20 protein-coding genes and 1 pseudogene are annotated in these 23,655 nt (G+C 63.4%); 11 read left to right on the forward strand and 10 right to left on the reverse strand.

What is annotated here, in order from left to right:
* Position 1 precedes the first annotated feature (1 nt).
* The 4 genes from J2X15_RS05360 to J2X15_RS05375 are packed head-to-tail and all read left to right on the forward strand — an operon-like array spanning position 2 to position 4,300.
* Positions 2-805 (forward strand): ABC transporter ATP-binding protein, encoded by an 804-nt coding sequence (locus J2X15_RS05360; RefSeq protein ID WP_310340072.1) that lies wholly within the window; start codon positions 2-4, stop codon positions 803-805.
* A complete protein-coding gene (locus tag J2X15_RS05365) occupies positions 802-1,731 on the forward strand; it encodes an MlaD family protein (RefSeq protein ID WP_310340074.1) in 930 nt (309 codons plus the stop codon). Before J2X15_RS05360 ends, J2X15_RS05365 begins: the two co-directional genes overlap by 4 nt.
* Entirely contained in the window at positions 1,728-2,387 is a 660-nt protein-coding gene (locus J2X15_RS05370) for an ABC-type transport auxiliary lipoprotein family protein (protein ID WP_310340075.1), read from the forward strand. Before J2X15_RS05365 ends, J2X15_RS05370 begins: the two co-directional genes overlap by 4 nt.
* On the forward strand, positions 2,384-4,300 hold the full coding sequence (locus J2X15_RS05375; protein ID WP_310340077.1) for an AsmA family protein: 1,917 nt from the start codon (positions 2,384-2,386) through the stop codon (positions 4,298-4,300). Before J2X15_RS05370 ends, J2X15_RS05375 begins: the two co-directional genes overlap by 4 nt.
* 30 nt (positions 4,301-4,330) lie before the next feature.
* On the opposite strand, the gene J2X15_RS05380 is transcribed toward J2X15_RS05375, so the two are convergent.
* Positions 4,331-5,764, reverse strand: coding sequence for an SH3 domain-containing protein (locus tag J2X15_RS05380; protein WP_310340079.1), 1,434 nt, complete (start codon positions 5,762-5,764; stop codon positions 4,331-4,333).
* A 1-nt stretch (position 5,765) separates the two neighbouring features.
* Entirely contained in the window at positions 5,766-7,034 is a 1,269-nt protein-coding gene (locus J2X15_RS05385) for a prohibitin family protein (RefSeq protein ID WP_310340081.1), read from the reverse strand.
* A gap of 167 nt (positions 7,035-7,201) precedes the next feature.
* Between J2X15_RS05385 and J2X15_RS05390 the strand changes: the two genes are divergently transcribed.
* The 3 genes from J2X15_RS05390 to J2X15_RS05400 are packed head-to-tail and all read left to right on the forward strand — an operon-like array spanning position 7,202 to position 10,575.
* On the forward strand, positions 7,202-7,915 hold the full coding sequence (locus J2X15_RS05390) for a response regulator transcription factor (RefSeq protein ID WP_310341225.1): 714 nt from the start codon (positions 7,202-7,204) through the stop codon (positions 7,913-7,915).
* Positions 7,912-10,017, forward strand: coding sequence for a sensor histidine kinase (locus tag J2X15_RS05395; RefSeq protein WP_310340083.1), 2,106 nt, complete (start codon positions 7,912-7,914; stop codon positions 10,015-10,017). The genes J2X15_RS05390 and J2X15_RS05395 overlap by 4 nt, the downstream gene beginning before the upstream one ends.
* Positions 10,018-10,065: 48 nt before the next feature.
* Positions 10,066-10,575: a GNAT family N-acetyltransferase gene (locus J2X15_RS05400; protein ID WP_310340085.1), complete on the forward strand. Its 510-nt coding sequence runs from the start codon at positions 10,066-10,068 to the stop codon at positions 10,573-10,575.
* A 4-nt stretch (positions 10,576-10,579) separates the two neighbouring features.
* Here J2X15_RS05400 and J2X15_RS05405 read toward each other — a convergent pair whose 3' ends face one another.
* The 5 genes from J2X15_RS05405 to J2X15_RS05425 form a co-directional block, all read right to left on the reverse strand.
* Positions 10,580-10,981 (reverse strand): OsmC family protein, encoded by a 402-nt coding sequence (locus J2X15_RS05405; RefSeq protein WP_310340086.1) that lies wholly within the window; start codon positions 10,979-10,981, stop codon positions 10,580-10,582.
* Positions 10,982-11,068: 87 nt separating this feature from the next.
* The gene (locus tag J2X15_RS05410) at positions 11,069-13,684 is read right to left on the reverse strand and encodes a polysaccharide deacetylase family protein (protein ID WP_310340087.1); all 2,616 of its coding nucleotides are present in this window, start codon (positions 13,682-13,684) and stop codon (positions 11,069-11,071) included.
* 116 nt (positions 13,685-13,800) lie between these two features.
* Positions 13,801-14,313, reverse strand: coding sequence for a hypothetical protein (locus J2X15_RS05415; RefSeq protein WP_310340088.1), 513 nt, complete (start codon positions 14,311-14,313; stop codon positions 13,801-13,803).
* Between the two features lie 39 nt (positions 14,314-14,352).
* Positions 14,353-17,583: an error-prone DNA polymerase gene (locus tag J2X15_RS05420; protein WP_310340090.1), complete on the reverse strand. Its 3,231-nt coding sequence runs from the start codon at positions 17,581-17,583 to the stop codon at positions 14,353-14,355.
* 51 nt (positions 17,584-17,634) lie between these two features.
* Positions 17,635-18,534: a hypothetical protein gene (locus tag J2X15_RS05425; protein ID WP_310340092.1), complete on the reverse strand. Its 900-nt coding sequence runs from the start codon at positions 18,532-18,534 to the stop codon at positions 17,635-17,637.
* 100 nt (positions 18,535-18,634) lie between these two features.
* Here J2X15_RS05425 and J2X15_RS05430 point away from each other — a divergent pair, with 100 nt between their 5' ends.
* Positions 18,635-19,204, forward strand: coding sequence for a YlcI/YnfO family protein (locus J2X15_RS05430; protein ID WP_310340094.1), 570 nt, complete (start codon positions 18,635-18,637; stop codon positions 19,202-19,204).
* Positions 19,205-19,213: 9 nt separating this feature from the next.
* Here J2X15_RS05430 and J2X15_RS05435 read toward each other — a convergent pair whose 3' ends face one another.
* A complete protein-coding gene (locus J2X15_RS05435) occupies positions 19,214-20,152 on the reverse strand; it encodes an EamA family transporter (protein ID WP_310340095.1) in 939 nt (312 codons plus the stop codon).
* A gap of 65 nt (positions 20,153-20,217) precedes the next feature.
* Between J2X15_RS05435 and J2X15_RS05440 the strand changes: the two genes are divergently transcribed.
* Positions 20,218-20,688, forward strand: coding sequence for an Lrp/AsnC family transcriptional regulator (locus J2X15_RS05440; protein WP_310340096.1), 471 nt, complete (start codon positions 20,218-20,220; stop codon positions 20,686-20,688).
* A gap of 4 nt (positions 20,689-20,692) precedes the next feature.
* On the opposite strand, the gene J2X15_RS05445 is transcribed toward J2X15_RS05440, so the two are convergent.
* Positions 20,693-21,733 (reverse strand): patatin-like phospholipase family protein, encoded by a 1,041-nt coding sequence (locus J2X15_RS05445; protein WP_409034258.1) that lies wholly within the window; start codon positions 21,731-21,733, stop codon positions 20,693-20,695.
* A 111-nt stretch (positions 21,734-21,844) separates the two neighbouring features.
* On the reverse strand, positions 21,845-22,333 hold the full coding sequence (locus J2X15_RS05450; RefSeq protein WP_310340099.1) for an acyl-CoA thioesterase: 489 nt from the start codon (positions 22,331-22,333) through the stop codon (positions 21,845-21,847).
* Positions 22,334-22,979: 646 nt separating this feature from the next.
* Here J2X15_RS05450 and J2X15_RS21220 point away from each other — a divergent pair.
* Both J2X15_RS21220 and J2X15_RS05460 read left to right on the forward strand, forming a co-directional pair.
* Positions 22,980-23,072 (forward strand): annotated as a pseudogene (locus J2X15_RS21220) (FxDxF family PEP-CTERM protein); the annotation flags it as partial.
* Between the two features lie 94 nt (positions 23,073-23,166).
* Entirely contained in the window at positions 23,167-23,640 is a 474-nt protein-coding gene (locus J2X15_RS05460) for a hypothetical protein (protein ID WP_310340102.1), read from the forward strand.
* Positions 23,641-23,655 lie beyond the last annotated feature (15 nt).

Below are 23,655 nucleotides of genomic sequence, written 5' to 3' on the forward strand. Positions count from 1 at the left end.
CATGGCGCCCCCTACACCCGCCACAGATCTGGTGATCCATATGCAAGGCGTAGTAACGCGCTTTGGCAGCCATGTGGTGCATCAGGGTGTTGACCTCGAAGTGCGCAGGGGAGAAATCTTTGCGGTGATTGGTGGCAGCGGAACCGGCAAGTCCACGCTGTTGCGGGAAATGATCCTCTTGCACACCCCCAACGAAGGCAGCGTACGGGTGCTGGGCACCGACCTGGCCCACATCACCGCTGCGGCCGCACTGGCGCTGCGCCAGCGGTTTGGGGTGCTGTTCCAGCAGGGGGGCTTGTTTGGCTCGCTGACGGTGCTGGAAAACATTGGCCTGCCCTTGCGGGAGCACCGCCGGTTGAGCGATGCAGAGGTCGATGCCATTGCGATGTCCAAGTTATTGGCCGTAGGGCTTCAGGCTGAAGTCGGCCAGCAGCTGCCATCCGAAATCAGCGGCGGCATGCTCAAACGGGCTGCACTGGCCCGGGCGCTGGCACTGGAACCAGAGCTACTGTTTCTGGATGAGCCCACCGCAGGACTGGACCCGCACAGTGCTGCGGGGCTGGACGCCCTGTTGCTGAACCTGCGAGCGGAGTTTGGCTTGTCCGTCGTGATGATCACCCACGACCTGGACCTGCTCTGGCAGGTGGCTGACCGCGTGGCCGTACTGGCCGACGGCACCGTGCAGGGCGTGGACTCCATGGAAGCACTGGCCCAAGTAGACAAGCCTGCCGTGCGCGCTTTTTTTGAAGGTCCACGCGCGCATGCGGCGCAAACCCGGGAGAAACCGCCATCGAAACCAAAGTGAACTATGCGCTGGTGGGAGCCTTTGTGCTCACGCTGGGCGCCGTGCTGGTCGCCGGCCTGCTCTGGCTGGCGTCGGGGGGCGCGTGGCAAACCCAGTACGACGTGTACCTGGCCGTCGAGGACGAATCGGTGTCCGGGCTGAATCTGGACGCACCGGTCAAGTACAGCGGCGTGAATGTGGGCAAGGTGCAGTCCATCCAGCTGGACCCCAACCACCCCCAACGCGTCAACCTGCTCTTCGCCATCGAACGGGGCACGCCGGTCAAAGAGGACACGCTGGCCGTCCTGAAGACCCAGGGCCTGACCGGCATTGCCTATGTGGAACTCAGTGGCGGCAGCGCCGCGTCCCCGGCTTTGCGGCCCCAGGCAGGGGCGCCGTATCCGCAGATCAAGACGGCCCCCTCATTGGCGGCCCGACTGGAAAACGTGCTGACCAGTGTGCTGGCCAAGCTGGACAGCACCTCCAACAACATCAATGCGATTCTCAGTCCGGACAACCAGGCCGCGCTGCGCAGCACCCTGGCCGATATGGCCGTGGTGGTGCATACCGTGGCTACCCGCAAGGACAGCATCGACAGCAGTCTGTCCGATGCGGCCACGACCCTGAAGAACACAGCCCGTGCCAGCGGCAAACTGGAGGGGCTGGCACAGCGCATCGGCAGCAGTGCAGACGCAGTACAAAAAATGGGGACCGAAGTTGCCAAAACCAGCATCAGTACGGGCCAGACGGTGGACGTGATTGGTGCTGACGTGAAACGCTTCAGCGCCGAAACACTGCCTGAGTTGGAGCGCCTGCTGGGCGAACTGAGCACCCTGAGCAGCTCGCTGCGCCTGTTGTCCGAACAAACCCGTCGCGACCCCAGCGGCCTGATCTTCGGGCGCCCTCCGGTCCCCAACGGCCCGGGGGAATTAGAGGACAAACCATGACCGCATCCGAATACCCATCCACACCCCACCGCATTGCACGCATCCTGCTTCTGCTGTGTTGTGCAGCCACCCTGGGTGCATGCAGCTCGCTGCGCCCCGACAGTGCCAAGCCTCCGGCCTTTTATTCATTGGATGTACCGCCAGTTGCCACACTGGGCGCTTTGACCGCCGCCCCATTGCAAGCACGCCCCACCTTGGTAGTGACCCCCACGCGCGCAGCCTCGGGTTTTGACAGCCAGCGAATCATTTTTATCCGTACAGACCACCAGTTGGAGTACTTTGCCCACAGCGAATGGGTGGACACACCCGCCCGCATGCTCAGGCCCTTGCTGGCCTCGGCGCTGGAGCGCACAGAGGCTTTTTCCGCAATTGTGTTGACCCCTGCCAGCGCCACAGGCGATGTGCGACTGGACACCGAAATCATTCGGTTGCAACACAGCTTTCGCACCAGTCCCAGCCGCGTGCAGTTCGTGCTGCGTGCCTACCTGGTGGATGACAAGACCCGCAAAGTGCTGGCCTGGCGCGAGTTCCAGAGTGACGTGCAGGCCCCCGCAGAAACACCGCAAGGCGGAGTGGCCGCAGCCAACGCCGCCGTGCAGGAGGTGTTGGCACAACTCGCCGGCTTTCTGGTGCAACACAAAGCAGTGACACCATGAAAATACCGATAGCATTGCGCGCCCTCGCCAAAGTGGTGGGCACCCTGGTGGCCGTGGTACTGCTGGGCGTGCTGACCATCGCACTCCTGGGCTGGAACTGGTTGCGTCCACCACTGGAGCGTTTTGTGCTGCACAAGACCGGCCGCGAACTGGTGATCCAGGGAGACCTGAGCGCGCAATGGGGCTGGCCGGCGGTCCATTGGCACGCGGCCGGCGTGAGGTTTGCCAACCCCGTATGGGCCAAGGAGCCGCAGATGCTGGTCGCAGAAGGGGTAGGCGTGTCCGTGGATGTGCTGCAACTCCTGCAGGGCCAGGTGGTGTTTCCCGAGGTGGCGCTGGAGCAGGCGACGGTCTTCCTGGAACACGCTAGCGACGGCCGCAAAAGCTGGCTGCTGGACCTGGACCAACGGGACGAAAGCGCACGCATGGTGGTCGGGCGTGTGGAAGTGGCCCAAGGCACGTTGGGCTATGACGACGTGGCTCAAAAGACCCATCTGCATGCGGCGCTATCCACCTCAGAAAACATCGCCACGCCGCTGAGCTTTACCGTGCAAGGCCACTACAAGGGCCTGGCCGTCAAGGCGCAAGGCAGCGGGGGCCCGGTGCTGGCGTTGCGCGACACCAACCACCCTTACCCGCTCACGCTGGACGCCACCGCGGGCCGCACCCGTGTGCGACTGGACGGCACGGTGACTGGCCTGCTGGCGCTCACCGCCGTGGACATGCACATGAAGCTGCAGGGGGACAGTCTGGAACAGTTGTACCCGCTGCTGGGCATCGCGTTTCCCACCACGCGCGCCTACGCGACCGAAGGCCATTTGCTGCGCAGTGGCGCCACCTGGCGCTATGAAAAGTTCTCCGGGCGTGTGGGGGCCAGCGACATCGCCGGTTTTGCCCAGGTGGTCACCGGCGGCCAACGTCCCGCGCTGACGGCGGACTTGCGCTCCGAACTGCTGGCACTGGATGACTTGGGCCCGGTGATTGGCGCACGGGCTGAATCCGGCACTGCCACCACCGCGCCCCAAGCGACAACGTCAGGCCACGTCTTGCCAGACCTGCCCTTCCATGCCACACGTTGGGATTCGGTGGACGCCGAAGTGCAACTGCGGGCCAAGACCTTGCTACGCGCCAAAGCCCTGCCACTGGAAAATCTGGATGCCCATCTGCAACTGCGCGATGCAGTGCTGACGCTGGACCCGCTGAACTTCGGCTTGGCGGGCGGGCAGTTGCACGGCAAGATCGCGCTGGATGGGCGTAGCAACCCGATCAAGGCACACGCCCAGGTGCGTGCCCGCGGCGTCACTTTGTCCAAACTCTTTCCCACCATTGCGGCCAACCGCAACAGCGTGGGCCAGGTCTATGGCGACCTGGACCTGACGGGCACCGGCAACTCGGTGGGCAGCATGCTGGCCACCTCCAGCGGCACACTGGGCCTGGTGGTGGACGGTGGCCAGATCAGCCAGCTGATGATGGAGAAGGTGGGCTTGCATGTGTGGGAAATCGTGGCCCTGAACCTGACGGGCGACCGGCTGGTCAAGCTGCGATGCGCCGTGGCCGACTTTGCAGTCACGCAGGGCAAGATGCAAACCCAGGCGCTGGTTCTGGACACCCAGGTCACCACCGTGCTGGGCACGGGCAGCATTGACCTGGCACAGGAGCAACTGGACTTGACCCTGAGCCCCAAAACCAAGACCACCAGCCCGCTGGCCCTGCGCAGCCCGCTGTATGTGCGCGGCAGTTTTTCGCAGCCCAAGGTGACGGTGGACAAAGGCCGCGTAGCCTTGCGCGCAGCGGGCGCTCTGGCCCTGGGGGTGATCAACCCGCTGCTGGCATTGATTCCGCTGGTCGACGCGGGCCCTGGCAAGGACAGCGACTGCGCACAGCTGGTGCGCGAGGCCAACGCCCAGCAATAGAAGCGAAAGGCATTGGCCATACAAGGCAGATCAGCGCAAGCTAACCGTGCCGCCTTTCCAGGCCGGGTCCTGCCAGCGATAGAAGACGCTCAAGTTTCCGGGTTTGTCAGCCTGCTTTTCCACCTCCAGCGTGCTGGTGCGCAGCACTTCAAAGCTGCTCTTGAAACGGCCATCCACCTTGGCTTCACGGGCCGCCAGCATTTGCGTGTTGCCAGGTACCCAGCCTGCAAACTCTACATACCCCAGGCTGGGGTTGTCCAATCCAGGGGGAACTACGCTGGCGCTCCAGCCAGCAGGGCCTTGCTGAAACACCCACATCTCACGCCAGGTGTCCAGCGGCTGCACCGCCAATGCCACAGCAGTGCCCTGCCGGTTGAAGCTCACCGAGGCGGGCCACACCACCCCGTAGGTGCAGCGCGTCAGCAATGGGGTTTTCATATCGTGCTTGGCATCTACCAAATGCACGCAGGTCTCTCCCGGCTGGCCGGCGCTCAGGCGCACCGATAGCTTGGTTATCGGTTGCTTGGACTGCGCCGCCAGCTCTAGCGCTATGCCCCAACGGGATGCCCCCACGCGAACGGCTGCGTCGCTGTAGGCATAGGCGTCATAGTCGCCCAGCTCGGCTTTGTTGACTCCCGCCAACTCCTGCACCGCACGACTGGCTGCTGCTTGCACAGCCGTTGGCGCAATGTCTGCACGGCGAGCTCGCTGGTAGGCCAGACTGGCCCACACACCGGCCTTGCGCAGATGCAACCGGTTCTTCAGTACCTCAGGCAAATCACGCATCTCCACCCGGTCCAGCACCTCCGCACGCCAGTTGTCCTGTGCAAAGCGCTCCACCGGCGTCAGGCTGGGGGCCACGCAGTCATGCCGGGTCAGAGCCAGCGCTGCGGTGGCCTTCTGCGCATCCGTGGCGGGTAGAGCGAGCACACGCCGAAAGGCATCGCCGTTGTAGCAGAGCTGCACTTGTCCATCGCGCTCAAAACTCTGCATTTCCACCCCGTAGCCTGCGGCTACGTCCAGATGGGCTGCCAGCGCATCCCCACTGGCCTTGCCTTGGCGGGCTGACGCACGGCGCGCCAGTCGCTCAGACAACGTGCCCAATGCATCAAACGCCTCACCGTTGATCGCCTCGGGCGGAGCGGCACGCAGGTAAGCCGCGGCATAGGCGATGCCCAAGGCTTCCGACCCCGGTGTATCGCGCAGAAAGCGCACCACGGACAGCAGCTCTGGCGCAGCTTGGGGTGCAAGCGACTGGCTGCGCACCTGTGTGGCGCGCACATAGCCCGCACGCTCGCGGCGGTGGTCATAGACCTGCAGGTAGTCCCCCTTTTGACCGCGAATTTCCAGGCTGTCGCCCTGCGCCAGCATGACTTGCTGGGGCGCTGACTCGCGCGGTGCGGAACGCAGGGCCGATTGGTCTTGGGTGACGATGGCCACCACCAGCAATGCAGAGGCCAACATGTTATTGCGCTCCTTCGGTGGTGTCTTGTGCAGTGTCAGCGCCGCGCACCAACTGTGTCGAGTCCTGCTTGCCTGTGCCCAACAAACCCGAACCAATAAAGCCACCACTGACCGAGGGGGGCGCAATGATCACCGTGATCTTGTCCGACAGCTTGTCGGCCATGGTCTTCTGGATTAGCAAGGGGTTCTTGGAAATCAGCGCCCCATCGCGCGCCAGCTGTTCGCTGGTGATCTTGCCAATGCGGTCCTGGCGATAGGCTTCGGCATCGGCCAGGTTCTTGCGCGAGTCGGCCTCGCCCGAGGCTTCAATACGGCGGGCCTGCGCAGTGCCTTCTGCAGTCTTGATGCGAGAGACCTTCTCAGCTTCGGCTTCCAGCGCACGCTGCTCAATCTGCTTTTGCTTGAAAGGCAGCACATGCTTCATGGCCTCGGCTTGGGCCTTGGCAGCAATGATCTGCTCCTCGCCCGCGGCCATGGCGGACGTCTCACGGCGCACCTTGTCAGCCTGGGCCTCCAGTTCCGTCTGTTTGACCTGCTTTTCTTTCAACTCCAGCGTGTAGCGCATCTTCTCGGTGGCCAATTCTTCGGCCAGCAGGTGTTCCATGCCCGCCTTGTAGTCGGGGGGAAGGTCTACTTTCCCCATGGTCACGGCTTCGAGCTTGATCCCGTCCTTGGCCAGTCGGGGTTTCAGTTCGGCTTCGATCACTTGCTGAATTTCCTGGCGTTTGCCGGAGAAAATTTCGCGCACGGTGTAGCGCGCCAGGGTCTTGTAGAGGACACCTTGCACCACAGGCTCCACGATTTCGCCATTGATGTTGTCCGGCAGATCGCGCGCCATGGCGGCGATCTTGGCTTCGTCCAGCGCATAGCGCACCGAGATGTCCACCCCAATGGACAGCCCTTCCACCGACTGGAACGGCGCGGCGCCACTGGCACTGGTGTTGGCCGTAGGGCGGTACACCTGGTCACGCAACGAGAAGCGACGCAGCTCATGTAGACCGGGGACGATCAGCACCGCACCATCGCGCACTTCGGTGGACGAACCGGTCAGCTGGTTCAGACGCATGCCCACTTCGCCGCGCCCGATGCTTTGCATGGGAGGGTGGGCATACAGCGCATAACCGCCTGCGGCCAACAGGCCCAATGCAATCACAGCGCCCCGGCCGGGCAGGCAGGCCAGGGTCTTGCGCGACACTGCGCCGGTGCCGGCCGCAACCTTGCGCATGGTGCCCTTGAAACCGTTGATGAGGTGATTGACACGATCCGACATGGTGAATTCCTTGGTTGTTGACTGGGACTCCATGGTCTGCCCAGGGGCCAAGAGCAATCAATGCCGTCGTGGGGCGGGACTGCTCCCGCGGCGTGAAGAAACACTCACACCGGGCCAGCGCCAGCGGATCGCAGACGGGAGATACTTGCGCCATGAAGGAAGCCCCCATGACCAAGGTTGCCGTCATCGAAGATGACCTCCCCACCAGCCAACAGCTCACCGAATGGATACGTGCTGCGCGCCCCGGCATTCAGGTGGACACCTGGTTCACCCGCGACGAGGCAGAGGCCGCCATTGCCCGCGAGGCCTACGACATGGTGGTGCTGGACATTGAGCTGGGGCGCGAGCGCAATGCAGGCATTGCCATCATCAACGCCATCAACAAAGGCCATCAAGGCACGCCCGTGCTGGTGGTGTCGGCCATGCCGGCGGCGATTTACCGCAGCATCATGAAGGCGCTGGACGCGTGGGATTACCTGCAAAAAACCACCTTTGCCGAGAGCGACTTTGTCGATACCTTTCTGGAAATCCTGCGTGCCACCCGCGACCGCGGCGCGGCGGAAGCGCCCACCCCGGCCAGCGATGAGTTGTCCATTGACCCGCTGCGCCAGCGTAGTGCCCTGTGGCGCGGCAAGCGCATCAACCTGCCACTGACGGCGCAGCGCATTCTGGCCACGCTGTACCAGCAACGCGGCCAGGTAGTGTCGTACGACGACCTGTTTGAGGTGGTGAAGAGCGGGCGCAACCGCGACAACATCCGCAAGCACATCAGCACCATCCGTGAAGCCTTTCGCGAACTGGACGAAGGCTTTGACCGCATCGAGAACATCCCCATGCGCGGCTTTCGCTGGTCGGATGCACCCACGGGCAACGCGCCGTGAACGCAGTGCTGCAGAACGGCCTGACCTGGCTCGCGTCGTTCCGGCTGCGCGTTCTGTTTCGCAGCGCATTCCTGCTGTTGGCCCTGGCCACGCTGGTGATGGCGGTGGTAGTGCTGCAGGAAGAAAAGCAGCGCAGCTATGACAGCTACCAGCAAAGCTTTGCCAAGACCAAACAGCAAATTGCCGCGCAGCTGCGCCATCCCACGGGTCAATTGGCTCTGCTCAACCCATCGGATGCACTGGCACCCGTTACCCCGCTGCACCCGGTGCTGCTGCCGTTTTCAGCCATCGACTTTGACGACCAGAGCAAGGTGCGCAACGCGGTGGAAATGACCGGTTGCCTGGTGCAGTACCCGCACTACGGCAGCCTGTGCGTGGCAATAGGCAACAACCCATGGGCGGGCGGCTTCATCTATGCGGCTGGTACCTTTGCCAGCCCCGCGCTGGTACCGCATACCGTGGGCGACAAGATCCTGGACACCGCACACCGCTTGCGGGTGGAGGTGAACCTGCGTGGCCAAACGTACCGCTGGATTGCACCGTTCGAGCCCCTGCCCGCCCCCAGCAACCCGCAGCGCGAAGGAGTACGCGGGCGCTTCACCGGTTATGTGGACATTGGCAGCCGCGACTACACCGGTGCGCGCACGGTACGTGACTTCCGTGGCTGGGTCTGGCAGGGCAGTACTTGCCTGGACAACGCGGCAGTACTCACCGACGACTGTGAGAAGAAGTCATTCTTCTCTTTGCGGCTTCCGGTGGATGTACTGCGTGATGCGTTGTTTCTGAAGGAAAAACCTGTGTGGCCTCCGGCCGACCTGGCGCAGATGCAGGTGCGTGTGGAGGTGCTGGCGCCGGGTGAGGCTGGTGTGGTGTTTGACAGCAACGCAGAAGGCGCAGTGCCACCGTTCTCGCTGGGGGACCTGCGCGCCCAGTTGCTGCAGGGAGAAACACTACGCATCCGCAAAAGTGCCTCATCCAATGGCACGCTTAACGCACCCGACCTCGTGCGCTTGCAAGGCAGCGAGTCATCCGCTGCGGAGTCGTCCCCACTGCTTACCCGCTTGATTCGCCGCCTGCCGGTGGACAGTTACGACGCACCCATTGCGCTGCAGGAGGATGTGGCCACACCCCTGGGCAACTACACGATTGATTTGCACGGCGATGCGCGCAGCGTGAACAAAAGCTTGAGCGCCGTGGCCACCCGGTTGTCGTGGTTTGTGGGGGCCATGCTGCTGGCGATTGGTTTGGCCTGGCTGGTGATTGAGGTGGGCATCATCCGGCGCATCGCTCGGCTGACCAAGCGCTCACGCGAACTGTCCAAAACCGTCAAGACCACAGGCGGGCTGGAGCACTTTGACCTGGCCGATTTGCGCGGCAACGACGAACTGGGCATCTTGGCCAATGGCCTGAACGACCTGCTGCGCCGCGTGAAGGAAGACGCCGAGCGCGAGCGCATTCGGGCCGAGCAGGAGAAAGACATGTGGCACGCCGTGGGCCACGAGATCATGTCACCGCTGCAATCACTCATGGTGCTACACCGCAGCGACACCGACCCCAGCTTGCGCTATGTGAACCGTATGCAGCAGGCGGTGCGAATTTTGTACGGCAGCGCCAGCCCCAGCGAGGCCTTCCAGAGCAGCGCGCTGGCCGTGCAGACCGTGGAACTGCACGCGTTCCTGCAAACCGTGGCCGCCAACTCCGCCAGCGTGAGTATTGCCCATGTCCAATACACGAGCGACCACGGTACCGTGCTGGTGCGCGCCGAGGAATATGCGCTGGAAGACGTGGTGACCCACGTGCTGCACAACGCCAACCGTTGCCGCACCCCGGGTAGCGCCATCTTGCTGGCCCTGCACACTACGGAAACCGAAGCCACGGTAACCATCCACAACACCGGCCCGCAGATTGCACCGGAGTTGCTGGACAAGATTTTTGAATACGGCGTGTCAGACCAGCCAGAATCCGCAGCCAACGGCAATCGCGGCCAAGGCCTGTTTGTAGCCAAAACCTATATGGCGAAGATGGGCGGAACCATTGCTGCACGCAACGAGGACGATGGGGTGACGCTGGTGTTGGGGTTACAGCGATCAGTAGCGACGTGATCGGTTGGTTATATGGATGCTCCTGACCACCCTCCACCGTCTGCCCTGTTGATCCGCACCGCGACCGCCCACGACGCGCCGGCAATCGCAGAGATTCACGTTCAGACCTGGCAGCATGCCTATCGCGGCATTCTTCCTGCCGAATTTCTGTCTAAGCTTTCTGTCGCAAAGCGCACGTCCATGTGGGATGAATCCATTGCCAACGGCCATGCCCATGTCAGCGTCGCCGAAATCGACGGTCAGGTGGTCGGCTTCTCCGCACTGGGACTGCGCCGTGATGGCGATGGAGTTTTGCAAAGCGATGAGCTGTTGGCGCTCTACTTGTCGCCCCTTCACTGGTCTAAAGGCATAGGCCGCCAGCTCTGGCTTACATCCCGTCTCCACTCCATGGAACACGGTGCAAGCAGTGTCAGCCTGTGGGTGCTTGCAAAGAATCAACGGGCCATTGCGTTTTACACATCGGCTGGCTTTGAGGCGGTAGCAAACTCTTCAAAGACGTTGGACGTGGGCGGCGCTCAAGTCGAGGAAATACGCTACACACAGCAGCTCGGCGGCTGACCTACTATGCCAACTCAGAGTCGATGTGGATCTCGCCGCTGAGCAGTTTGTGGATCGGGCATTTGTTGGCGATCTCCAGCAGACGTTGTCGATCCTCCTCGGCAATGTCACCTTCGATGAAGATGCGGCGCTGCATTTGGTAGCGCACACCACCCTGGTCGTTCTTCTCTTCTACCCGGTCGACCGTCACGCGCACATCCGTAACTGGCATCTGGCGGCGGCGAATATAGAGTTCCAGCGTCAAGGTGGTACAGGCCGCCAGGGCCGAGTCCAGCAAGTCATGCGGATCGGGGGCCCGGTCATCAGAACCCAAGGCTTTGTCCACATCGGCGTTCCAGACATGCCGTCCGTTGCTCAGGGTGGTGAGGGCGCCGTTGGCGCGATGGAGTTTGGCTTCTATGGTCACGAAATTTCCTCAGAGCTTCAAGAATATTAGTTCGCTAGCCTCCATGGATATTGCGCCAGCAGCTACTAAAGTAATAGCGGGGTTGATTCAACCTTTCTCCACCTGCTGCTTCGCATACGTCGCTCCTGGGCCACTCGGAGCCAGCTCCAGATACGTGGAGAAGGCCTTCTTTGCCTTGTCCGCATTACCGGCCTTGGCATGTGCATCACCCAGATTCAGGTAAGCCACGGCGCGGGACGGGTCGATCTTGACGGTGTTCTCAAACCAGCGAGCGGCCTCGGCAAATTTGTCCTGCTTGTAGTACACAAAGCCCAGGTTGTTGGCGGCCAGCGCAAAGTCGGGGCGCAGCTTCAGTGCTTCGGTGAACTGGGCTTCGGCCAGCGCGTACTGCTTTTCCTTGTAGAGCTGCAAGCCGCGGTCGTTGGCGCGCTGGGCCAGTTGGCGCGTGGACGACGGCACGGCCACGGGGGTGACAATTTTTTGCTCACCGCCCTGCAGGTCTTTCACCACCACCGTGGTGGTGGCCGGTGCGGCAGCGGGCTTGTCACCGCTGGCCGGCACTGCTGGCGGACGCGTGGCGTCCAGCTTGCTGTTGAGGGCAATGGCGTCGCCCGACAGTTGGGTAGTTTGGCCGCTCAAGAACTCTCCGTCGGCCGGCAGTTCAAACACAAAGTCACCGCCCTCTGACCCAGGCAAACTGCCAAACGCCGGCGTCTGGCGCGACACCGCAGCCACGGCCGGGGCCACATAGGCGGCAAGCTCGGTCGCCGTAATGAGGCCATCGCCATTCAGGTCACCTTTGCCGGCCAGGCCCTGCAACAGGGTCCAGGTGAATACCGAGTGCCCGTTGGGTCCACCGTCGGCCACCAGTTGGTCCGCACCGCCGGCGGTCAGCATCTGGCGGCCCATGCGCTTGGCGTTGTCACGCAGGAAGTTGCCCGAACCACCACCACGGGTGAGCCCCAGGCCGCTGTAGCAGGCGTCCATCACAAACAATGCGTGCTTGGCGGTCAGGCTCTCCGCAATGTTCTGCAACTCGGTCATGGGGATGGCGTCGGTGGCAATCTGGTTGGGGTCCGAGTCCACGGGAATGATGTAACCCAGGTCGCGCCCGGAGCTGAGCTGGCGCGTGGCGCCGTGACCCGCAAAGAACACGAACAAGCGGTCGTTCTTCTTCATGCCGCTGTGCGCCAGCCTGTCATGGAAGGCCGCCAGGATACCGGTGCGCGTGGCCTCCTTGTTGGTGAGCGACACGATGTGCTCGGTGGGAAAGCCGAACTTCTGGATCAGGGTCTCGCGGATGGCCTGCGCGTCCCGCGCGGCGTATTGCAGCTTGGGCCACTTGGCGTAGTCGTCAATGCCGATGACGATGGCCCAGGAATCGCTGTAGCCGGGGTTGACCGCCACCGGTGTGGGCGCAGGTGCAGCGCCTTTGGACACCACAAAGCCTTTGCCATCCCAGCCGGCAAACTGGTAACCCTCGGCCACCAACCGGTCCAGCACGGCGGGCAGAGCTTTGACGGTGCGCTCATGAATGTCATGGAACAGCACGATGCCGCGCCCCTCCTTGGCCACGGTTTGCAGCACGCGGTCGGCAATGGAAGACGGCACCGGGTCGGCCCAGTCCAGCGAATCGATGTTCCACATGATGGAGCGCAGATGCGCAGTGGCCAGCAGGTCCAGCCCCTCCTCATTGCGCGCGCCGTAAGGAAAACGGAACAGGGCCGAGCGGCGTGCGTCGACCGCGGTGAGCAGGGTGTCGGTTCCCAGGATCTCGGTCTTGAGGGCATCGCCGCTGCGCTTGGACAGTTGGGCATGCGTCATGCTGTGGTTCGCCAGGGTGTGCCCCGCGTCCAGCAGCTTGCGGCTCACATCGGCGGTTTTGGCATTGAGCTTGGCCTTGCCATCGGCACCCACCACGCCCAGGTTGCTGCCCACTTGAAAGAAGATGGCCGGTGCGCCGTATTGTTTGAGGATGGCGGCTATTTCAGCGGTGTACACGCCATGCGGGCCGTCGTCGAAAGTGAGCACGATGGTCTTGGGTGGCAGGCTGTTGCCAAATACCTCGCCCTCGTCTTCATTCTTGCTCTTGCGGGCCACTTCCTTGGGTGCCGGGTAAGGCAACACCACACCATAGTCCTTAAGGATTTTTTCGCGGCTGTAGAGCTTCTTCAAGCTGGCCAGGTAGTCTTCCCAACGTTCACGTTTGAGGTCGATGGCGCGCGTGTCAAAGCGGCCAAATACCAGGCGAATTTCCTTCTCGTAGTTGCGCTCGATCTCGGCCATAGCGTCCAGGTCTTCACCCATGCGCTTGTGCAGTTTGATGGCGGGCAACGAGGAATCCTTTGCCACACTGGCCTGCAGGCTGCGCAGCAGTTCGCGGAATGCCAGGCGGTCGGCATCAAACAGCCCGGCGCCGCTCTCCACATAGTCCAGCACGCCAGCAATCGCGTCAAAGCGCTGGGGGTTGCCCGAGCTGGCCCAGGTATCCCAATGGGCTTCCATGTCCACCACGCGCTGGCGGTTTTCATGGAACAGGCCCTGCCCCACCTGGTTGGCCACCGTGCGCTCGGCGGGGCTCAGTGTTTTCTCGTCGGCAAACAGCACGATGATCTTGCGGTAGGCCGCCAGCACGTCCTGCAGATTGGCCATTACCGCCGTGGTGTCTAACGGCGCGGCAGCAGCAGTGGGCGTTGGGGCCATGGGTGCCTCTTTCGGCGCGGAGCGCCACGCCCAGCCCGCCGCCAACACCAACGCAACCAATACCGCGAGGGCGGCAACCCAAATCCGTGGTTTATTCATCGTGCCAACCACCCCACTCAACCGAAGGACGCCACCGGGGTTGGCAGGGCGTCGTCCAGGTACAGCTCGTACTCGTCCCACTCGCCAGCGCCAAAGTTCTCATCGCATTGCAGCGCCGTGTCCTCAAAGGAGGTGAACTCGGTGCAAAACATCAGGGTGCTGAACACGCGGCTAAACGGGCGGCCCGCGTCATCGCGCAGATCGCCATCGGGTCTCATCACGATCTGGCAGCAATGCACCCAGACATACTCGCCCGCCAGCGCAAGTTCCACCTGCCGCGCACTGAGCGCATCTTCGTCCTCTGACGGGTCGGCCATGGGCCGGGTCAGGCGGTAGGTGCGGCCATGGCAAGGATGGTGGGGGTCCAGTTCCAGATCGATGGTCTGCCAGTCCGGAGAGATCTGGTCCGCCACCTCGATGAGTTCCTGCTGGGTGATGTCGCCCTCCCAGTAGACGTCGGTGATGTGGATGGACTTGCCGACGTCTCCAAACCAGAGGCTGGCCTTGTGTTTCATGGTGTCAGGGTGCATGCGTGGGCTCCAAAGTACGTGGGCAGACTGTACCGCTCTTCAGTGAAAGTCTCGGCTGGTGGTGATCAACTCGCCCAACATGGGGGTCAGGTCCACCAGGCGCTTGGCCACCACGTGGCGCACCTGACCACCGCTCTCGTCGTCGCGCTGCCACACGCCATAGACCGCCATGAGCCGCGCGCGGTACACCTCTTGGCGAAACTGCTCGCGCACGCTTTTCCACACAATCACATTCACGCTACCGGTCTCGTCCTCCAGCGTCACAAACACCACGCCCTTGGACGTTTGCGGCTGCTGGCGCGCGGTAACAATGCCGCAGGCCCGCACCAGCCGACCCGTGGGGTAGTCGCGCATCTGCGCGGCCGTCAGCAACTTCTTTTGGAATAGCTGCTCGCGCAGCAGCAGCAAGGGATGAGAGCGTAAGGTGAGTCCCACCGCGGCGTAGTCAAAGGTCACCTCTTCGCCCTCGCCCGCCGCGGGCAGTGCCAGATCGTCTTCGTCAATCGGAACGCCTTGCAGCAGCGCGGGTGCGGGCAAGAGTGCCGAGGCGTCCCACACCTGCTGGCGGCGGTGGCCGCTGAGGGACTGCAGCGCATCGGCACTGGCCAGGGCCTTGAGATCGCCCGCGTCGAGCTGGCAGCGCAGCGCCAAGTCTTGCGTGCTGGTGAAGGGGGACAGCAGGCGTTGCTGGGTGATGCGCTCTGCCACCGGCTTCGTGAAACCACTGACCAGCCGCAGGCCAAGGCGCACCGCGCTTGAACAGATGGGGTCAGAGCACGCACTTTGCTGTGCAAAGCGGTGGTCTGACCCCATGGTTTCAAGTTTGCAATCCCAATCGCTGTGTGCCACATCCACCGCGCGCACCGTCACGCCGTGGCGCTGCGCGTCCTGCACCAACTGGGCTGGACCGTAAAAGCCCAGCGGCTGGCTGTTGAGCAGGGCGGCCAGAAAGCAGGCGGGCTCATGCCATTTGAGGTAACTACTGATGTAGACCAGCAGTGCAAAGCTGGCCGCGTGGCTTTCGGGGAAACCGTATTCGCCAAAGCCTTCCATCTGCTTGAAGATGGCCTCGGCAAACTCCAGCGGGTAGCCACGCTCCACCATGCCGCCCACCAGCCGGTCGTGGTACTGGCTCACATTGCCATTGCGCTTCCACGCCGCCATGGAGCGGCGCAGCGCATCGGCCTCGCCGGGCGTGAACCCGGCAGCCAGCACGGCGATCTGCATGACCTGCTCCTGAAAGATCGGTATGCCGTGTGTACGCTCCAGCGCTTTCTCCAGAGCCGGATACGGTGACTTGGCAGCTTCAGGGTCTTTGCGCGCCTTCAGGTACGGATGCACCATGCCACCCTGAATGGGCCCGGGCCGCACGATGGCCACCTCCACCACCAGGTCGTAGTAGGTGCGCGGCCGCAGCCGCGGCAGCATGCTCATTTGCGCGCGGCTCTCGATCTGGAACACGCCCACGGTGTCGGCCGCGCAGATCATGTCGTAGGTGGCCTCGTCGCCGCGTGGAATGTCCTGCATGCGCAACGGCTGTGCCAGGCCGCGCCGCTGCGTCACCATCTCCAGGCAGCGGCGGATGGCGCTGAGCATGCCCAGGGCCAGCACATCCACCTTCATCAGGCCCACGGCGCTCAGGTCGTCCTTGTCCCACTGGATGATGGAGCGGTTTTTCATGGCCGCGTTCTCCACTGGCACCAGGCGGGTCAGCGGGCCCTGGGTGAGCACAAAGCCGCCCACGTGCTGGCTCAGGTGGCGCGGGAAGCGCTGCAGCATGATGCTCAGCTCCAGCCACAGCTGCAGTCGCCGCTCCGAAGGAAATTCGGCTGCAGCCCCCGTTACATCTGCGCTATCAGCTACTCTTTTCATAGCATCCTGCAATCGCCCGGCCAGCACCTCGCGGCTGTACATGCCGGGGTGCTCCTTGGCCAGCGCGGTGATCAGGTCCTCGGGAATCTCCAGCGCATGGCCCACATCGCGCAGCGCGCTGCGTGGGCGGTAGTGAATCACCGTGGCCGCAATGGCGGCGCGCTCGCGGCCGTATTTGGCGTAGATGTACTGGATCACCTCTTCGCGGCGCTGGTGCTCAAAGTCCACGTCGATATCGGGCGGCTCGTTGCGCTCGCGGCTGATGAAGCGCTCGAACAGCAGCGAGGTCTCATGCGGGTTGGCCTCGGTGATGTGCAGGCAGTAGCAGACCACCGAGTTGGCCGCTGAACCGCGCCCCTGGCACAGGATGTGGACGCTGCGCGCAAAGCGCACGATGTCGTGCACGGTGAGGAAGTACATCTCAAAGCGCAGCTCGACAATCAGCGCCAGCTCCTTCTCCACACGAGCGCGAATGTCCTCGGGCACACCGTTTGGGTAGCGTTCCTGCGCGCCCTCTTCCACGTAGTGGCGCAGGGTCTGTTCCGCCGTCTGCCCCGGCAACACCGCCTCCAGCGGGTAGTGGTAGGCCAGCTCGTCCAGGCTGAAGTGGCAGCGCTGCGCCACGGTCAATGTATTGGCCAGCCAGTCAGGCGGGAACAACGCGGCCAGCCGTGCACGTGACCGCAGGTGTGCCTCCGCATTGGCCAGCAGCGCAAACCCACAGGCCGACACCGGTTGGCCCAGGCGCACGGCGGTCAGCACATCGTGCAGCGGCTTGCGCGAACGCACATGCATGCGCACCCCGCCCGTGGCCAGCACCGGCAGGCCGCTGAGCGCGGCCACCTGCTGCACGCGCATACGCTGCGTGGCGTCCCCCGCCACCAGCCCCACGCTGGCCGCCAGCCACACATGGGTGCCAAACAGGCACCTAGCCCGCATGGATATTGCGCAAGCAGCTTCTGTTTTGATAGCAGAGGGAAAGGCCAGGAGCACCTCGCAGTCCGCCAGCAGGGCCCAGGGCGACTCGGCCCAGGTGGTGCGGTACTGCCCCTTGGGGGCGGCCATGCGGGCCTGGGTGATGAACTCACACAGGTTGCCCCAGCCCAGCAGCGAGTGTGGCAGCGCGACCAGCGTGAAGTGGCCGCCGTCGGCCAGTGCCACGGAAAACTCGGCGCCCGGCAGCAGCTGCAGGCCCAACTCCTTGGCCTTGGCATGCGCACGTACCACGCCGGCCACTGAGCATTCGTCGGTGATGGCCAGCGCGCGGTAGCCCAGCGCGTGGGCGCGCTCCACCAGCTCTTCCGGCTGCGAGGCACCACGCTGGAAGCTGAAGTTGCTGATGCAGTGCAGCTCGGCATACGGCGGCGCACGGCGGTCAGGAGGTGGGGCGGAGGCCATAAATACTGTTTAAATAAACAGTATACAGAACCCTCCGCGTTTTCGCTGGTTTTAGAGCGCCTTGGGGTGGAAGTAGGGGTCGCCCTGCACCGCAGTCAGTGGCAGCACCAGGTTTTTGACGGGCTCCATCGGGGGTGGGCCATCGTGGGGTTCGTCCTCGTCATCTGGGTCGGCCGAGCGCACGCGCGGCTTGCCGGGCAGCAGCACGGGGGACACGCAAACATTGCGGATCTCGTCCACCAGCGCTTTGGGCAACGCATCGCGGCTGCCAAAACGCTGGCCGTCCACCTTCAGCTGGCCGTCCTGAATCTTCGCCACCAAGTTCAGCGGCGGGCGGGCCTGCTGGGTGTTGAAGCCAATGCGCACCATGCCCGCGCCACCCTGGGCGGTAGGCAGCTGGTACTGGGTGACGCGCAGCTGCAGCGGCTTGCCACGGGCGTCCATCTCCACATGGCCGATGTAGAAGTAGCGCGCCGCCGCACGCTCCATGGGCGGGAGCTTATAGCTCTCGGCCCAGCTGTGGTTGTCATCGCCAAACAGGGGGCGCAGTGTGCGCGGGGGCTCGGCCGTGGTGGACACGCCGAACACCGGCGCATTGGCCTCGCCCAGCGTGTAGCCGTGGAAGTCAAACACCACGTCTTTGCCCTCGGTGGGTTTGGAGAACGCGGGGAAGTTCGTCTTCTGCGGCAGCCGCACCTCCTGGATCTGCACGCCAGCGTCCTTGCCCGGCAGGGCCTTCCAGCGGCCGGCCACCATCATGTCTAGCGCGCCGCCCATGAAGCGAAAGCAAAAGGTGTTGTCGTCCAGCAGCATGAGCTGGCTTTGCGTATCCACCGAACTCTGGGTGTAGCCGCCCGGGTAGGGACGCTCGGCCGGAGTGAGCGCGTGGGCCTGCGAGAGCAGCACCAACCCCAGCCCGAGCAGGCAGGCGCCTGCGGGTCGTTTCATCATAGTTGTCTCCCTCTTATTGAGCGCCAACTATAGGCCACGCCATGCCCCTTTTGCCCACGCAGGAAAGGCGTGCGCGCTCGGCGCCGTGGAATAATGCGCCATGCATTTGTTCAAGCTCCCGGCCATTCCCGTGTCCCCCGCGCTGCACGCTGAAATCGAGGCGCTCCTGGGTCCGCGCGAGTCTCTGTCCGGCTTTGTTCAAAGTGCCATAGAAGAAAGCCTGGCGCGCCGCCGCCAGCAACAGGTCATCGACCACGCGCAAGCCGCGCTGGCCGTGGCCGCCCTGCCCCTGAGCGTGCTGGTGGTGGACGATGATGAATTCAGCCACACCCTGCTGCGCGAGGTGCTGGCCAGCCTGGGCGTGCACGCCGTGCACAGCGCCATGGACGGCCGCAGCGGCGCCCAGGTGCTGGACCAGATGCAGCGCGCGCCCGACTTTGTGATTTGCGACATGCTGATGCCAGAGACCGATGGCATCGACTTTTTGGGCCAACTGGCCAAGCGCCAGTACCAGGGTGGGGTCATCCTGCTCAGCGGGGAAGACAGCCTGATGCTGTCCATCGCCGCCGAGGTGGCCGTGTCAGACGGCCTGAAGGTGCTGGGCTCGTTCTCCAAACCCCTGCGCCGCCAGGACCTGGCCGACCTCATGGGCCTGGCCCATGAGGCCTGAGCGCCTGGCCTAGACCGGCGAAGCGCGCCAGCGCTTGACGGCCTGCACGATGGCCGGGCCGTACATGATCATGGCCAGTGCGCCGCCAATCAGCGGCAATGCCAGAAACACCCAGCCGGTCAGCACTTCCTTGCCAATCAGCACGCCCACTACCAGCGCCACGGCGGGGTTCACAAACGAGTAGCTGCCCGCCACGGCGGCCGTGGTGTTTTGCAGCAGCCACAGGTAGGCGTTCAGCGCGATCAGCGTGCCAAACACCAGCAGGTACCACCAGGCCAGCCAGCCCTCATGCGTCACGTTGCTGAGCGCACCCTGCGGTTCGATCAACGATGCCGCCACCACGCCCATCAACCCACCGGCCAACCATTCGGTGGCGGATGCCATGGCCGGGCCCGGCAAGTCCAGCTTGCGGGAGGCATACGAGCCCACGCTCCAGCATAGCGGTGCGCCAAAGGCGGCCAACGCACCCAGCCAGCTGGCCGAGAAATCGCCCTCCAGAGCCAGCAGCAGCGCACCGGCCACGCCCAACACCAAGCCCACCCAACTCGTCATAGGCACACGCTCGCCGCCCAGGCGGGTCCACAGCGCCAGCCACATGGGCATGGTGGTGATGACGGTGGCCATCAGGCCCGAGCCAATGCCCTGCTTTTGCGCAAACACCACCAGGTTCATGGCCATGAAGGCCATCAGTCCGCCCACCAGCGCCGCATTGCGCCACTGGCGCCAAGTGGGCAGCTTCTCGCCACGCCACAGGGCCCAGGCCAGCATGATCACGCCGGCCAGTGTGAAGCGCGTGGCGTTCATCCACAGCGGGGGAAAGCTGTGCACCGCAATGCCGATGGCAAAGTAGGTGGTACCCCAGACGATGTAGACCAGCCACAGCGCCACCATGAGACGCAAAAAAGGAGACAAACGCCAGCCGTGCTGAATATTGAGTGCCGAAATCATGAATAGTCCGTAAAATTTACGGCAACAAGCGCCGATAGGCGTGATATTACTGAAAAATCCGCCCAATGCAAGTAATTATTCAGACAGATGCCATCGACGCCAAAATTCTTACGGCCCTGGGGGAAGATGGCCGTCGTTCTTACGCCGAAGTGGGCGCCGAGGTGGGCCTATCCACCGCCGCTGTGCATGAGCGCGTGAAGAAGATGCTGGAGCGCGGCGTGATCCGCCGCTTTTCCATCAGTGTGGATCCGCTGACCGTGGGCCTGAACTTCACCGCGTTTGTGGCTATTCGCAACGACGGCGGCGCGCACTGCCGCGACATTTCGGCGCGCCTGCGCGAGGTGAGCGCAGTGCAGGAACTGCACAGCGTGGCGGGTGAATACGACTTGCTGGCCAAGGTGCGCACCGCGCATGCGCGTGACCTGGAGGCCGTGCTGCTGCAAATCAAGGCCATTCCTGGCATAACGCGCACCACCAGCACCGTGGTGCTGAACACTGAGTTTGAAGACCAGCCCTTGCGCCTGGGCGAAGGCTAGGCAGTCAAACCAACCACTGCTGCATATCTACCGTGGTGCGCTGGCCGACAGCACCGGCGTGGGCGTCCAGCCACTGTTGCCCGCGCAGCAGGCCCTGGTCGTGCAGCAGGTTCAAAAAAGGTGCGTGCGCCAGCATCTTGGTCTCTCTGCGCTGCAGGCTCTCCAGGTTGCTGGAGTCAATCATGTGAAAGCGCACGCTTTGCAAGCGCTGCTCCAAGGGGCCCTGGTGCTGGGTGACGTGGACCGCGTCCTGGGTGCGGGCAAACATCTGCATCTCGCGCATGAAGTGGGCCTTGAAACCCAGTTCCTCCATGCGCGCCTCGATCTCGTCCTTGGTGTGTGGCGTGCCCTGGTGCTTGAGCGGCGCCAACAACACCAGCAGCACATCGCCCGCAGCGCAGTCGTAAAACAGCGGAAATACTGCAGGGTTGGCCGCAAAGCCGCCGTCCCAGTAGGGTTCGCCGTCGATCTCCACCGTGTGGTGGATCTTGGGCAGGCAGGCCGAGGCCAGCAGCATGTCCACCGTTAGCTCATGTTCGCGAAACAGGCGCAGCTTGCCGGTGTTGACTTGGGTGGCGCCCACAAACAACTTGAACGGGCTCTCGGCGCGCAGGCGTTCGAAGTCGATCTGGCGCTTGAGCAAGCTGCGCAGCGGGTTGATGGCCAGCGGGTTCAACTCGGTGGGAGAAAAGAACCCCGCCCACTGCGCCAGCATCTTGGTGGCGGGCGACAGGCTGATGGCATCGCCCCCGCCCGTGGTCAGCATGCCCCAGGGCAGTTGCTGGCTCACCTCGGTCCAGAACTGGGCCAGGGCTTCACGGGCACCGTCACGGCCACCGGTCATCCAGCCCTGCGCCATCACCACCGCATTCATGGCGCCGGCGCTGCTGCCGCTGATGCCTTCGAAGTGCATGCGTGGGTCTTGCAGCAGCGCGTCCAGCACACCCCAGGTGAAGGCACCGTGCGCACCGCCGCCCTGCAGGGCCAGGTTCAGCCGGGCAGGAGAAGGGGGGCTAAGCCGCGTACGCCACAACCGCTTGAACAGACGGCTGCCGACCGAAGGCAGCAGGCGCCGGGCAGAGGTGGGGAGGTCGATCACAGGAGTCCTTTCGGTGCACAAGAGGACATGCAGTGCGGACCAGTATAGGGTTATCCCTTAGATTGTGCCGCTGGGCCGGGTCTGGCGAAATTTTTGCTCCAGCTCGTGGCGCAGCTGCTTGCGCAACTGGGCGGCCTCAAAGCGGCGCACCTCGTCGGGGGTCTCGGGTTGCAGCGGCGGCACGGGGGCGGCCTTGCCGTGGTCGTCCACCGCCACCATGGTGAAGAAACAGCTGTTCACATGGCGCACTTCCTGGGAGCGGATGTTTTCGGCAATCACCTTGATGCCGATCTCCATGGACGACTTGCCCGTGTAGTTGACGCTGGCCAGAAAGGTGACCAGCTCCCCCACATGGATGGCCTGCAGGAACAGCACCCGGTCCACACTGAGCGTGACCACATAGCGCGACGCATAGCGGCTGGCGCAGGCATAGGCCACTTGGTCCAGCAGCTTGAGAATGGCGCCGCCGTGCACGTTGCCGGAAAAATTGGCCATGTCGGGCGACATGAGCACGGTCATGCTGAGTTGGTGGGTAGGGAGGTTCATGGTGCGGTGCGGCAAAAAATGAGAAAAACAAGTAATTGTTCACACGAACCCCGCGGGGTGATCCGACTGGACTAGTGCAAAGCGGATAGCAAAGCCCGACAATACATTTAGTTACAAACCGAATGCCTACAGACCTGCCATGAAGAAATTCCCCGCTATTTTCGCCGCCTTTGCTCTGGGTCTGTTGTCCTTTGGTGCGCAAGCCGCCAATTCATTGACATTCCAGGGAGTCACTTTTGCGTCCCGCGCCATCGATGCCGACACGCTGGAGTTCTCCATCCTCAATGCCACCCACGCCACCGGCAACTGGGCGGGCGCCAGCTTTCTCAAGGGCTTTGAAATCAAGGAACTGGGCTCGTTCGAAGTCACCGGAGCCACCATCGTGAGTGGCCCCGCTGGTTTTGTCACGGATGTCGCGCATGGCGGCGTGAACGGCAGCAGCCTGGGCTGCAGCAGCAACGGCAATACCAAAGGCGCATGCTTTTCCAGCGGCGCGCCTTTGGCACTGACCGACAGCCTGGTGTGGCGGATTGACTTCACTGCCAATGGTGCGTTGAGCCTGACTGCCCCCCACATCAAAGTCCAGTTCCTGGACAACGTGGGCGACAAGAAAAAAATGGGCGACCTGCTGTCCATGACCCTGCCCGTCACGGCCGTGCCTGAACCCGAAACCTACGCCATGCTGCTGGCTGGCCTGGGGTTGATGGGCTTCATCGCCCGCCGCCGCCGCGCTGCCTGAGCCCTTGAGCGCTCGCAGACCAAAGGCCCCGCTGGGGCCTTTTTACATGGCCGCACCACACGGGTGTACCCTTGTGCCAGCGTGAGGGACTTGCATGAAGACTCGGTGCTATCTGCTACTGGTGAGCGCGGCCTGCGTGCCTTGGGCTGCGTGGGCTGACGCGGGGCCGCCAGACGCGGGCGCACTCTGGGTCAACCTGGGCGGATTCTCCAGCCACGTGAACCGCGACAAGGACTACAACGAAAACAACGTGGGCATGGGCGTGGAGTACCGGCTGCAGCCCGACGTGGCGCTGATGGCCGGCGCCTTCAACAACAGCATTCGCCAAACGACCACCTATGCCGCCGTCAGCTGGCAGCCCCTGTCGCTGGGCGGCTGGAAGCTGGGTGCCGCGCTGGGCGTGATGAACGGCTACCCCGGCATTGCCCACGGTGGCGCCTTTCTGGCCGCGCTGCCCATGGCCAGCTACGAAGGGACGCGCTTCGGCATGAACCTGGGGCTGATTCCCAGCATCAACAACAAGGTGGACGGGGCGTTTGTCATCCAACTCAAGTTCCGGATGCGCTGACGGAACCACGCTCCT

It is taken from the genome of Rhodoferax saidenbachensis (assembly GCF_031457975.1).
Classification (GTDB): domain Bacteria; phylum Pseudomonadota; class Gammaproteobacteria; order Burkholderiales; family Burkholderiaceae_C; genus Allorhodoferax; species Allorhodoferax saidenbachensis_A.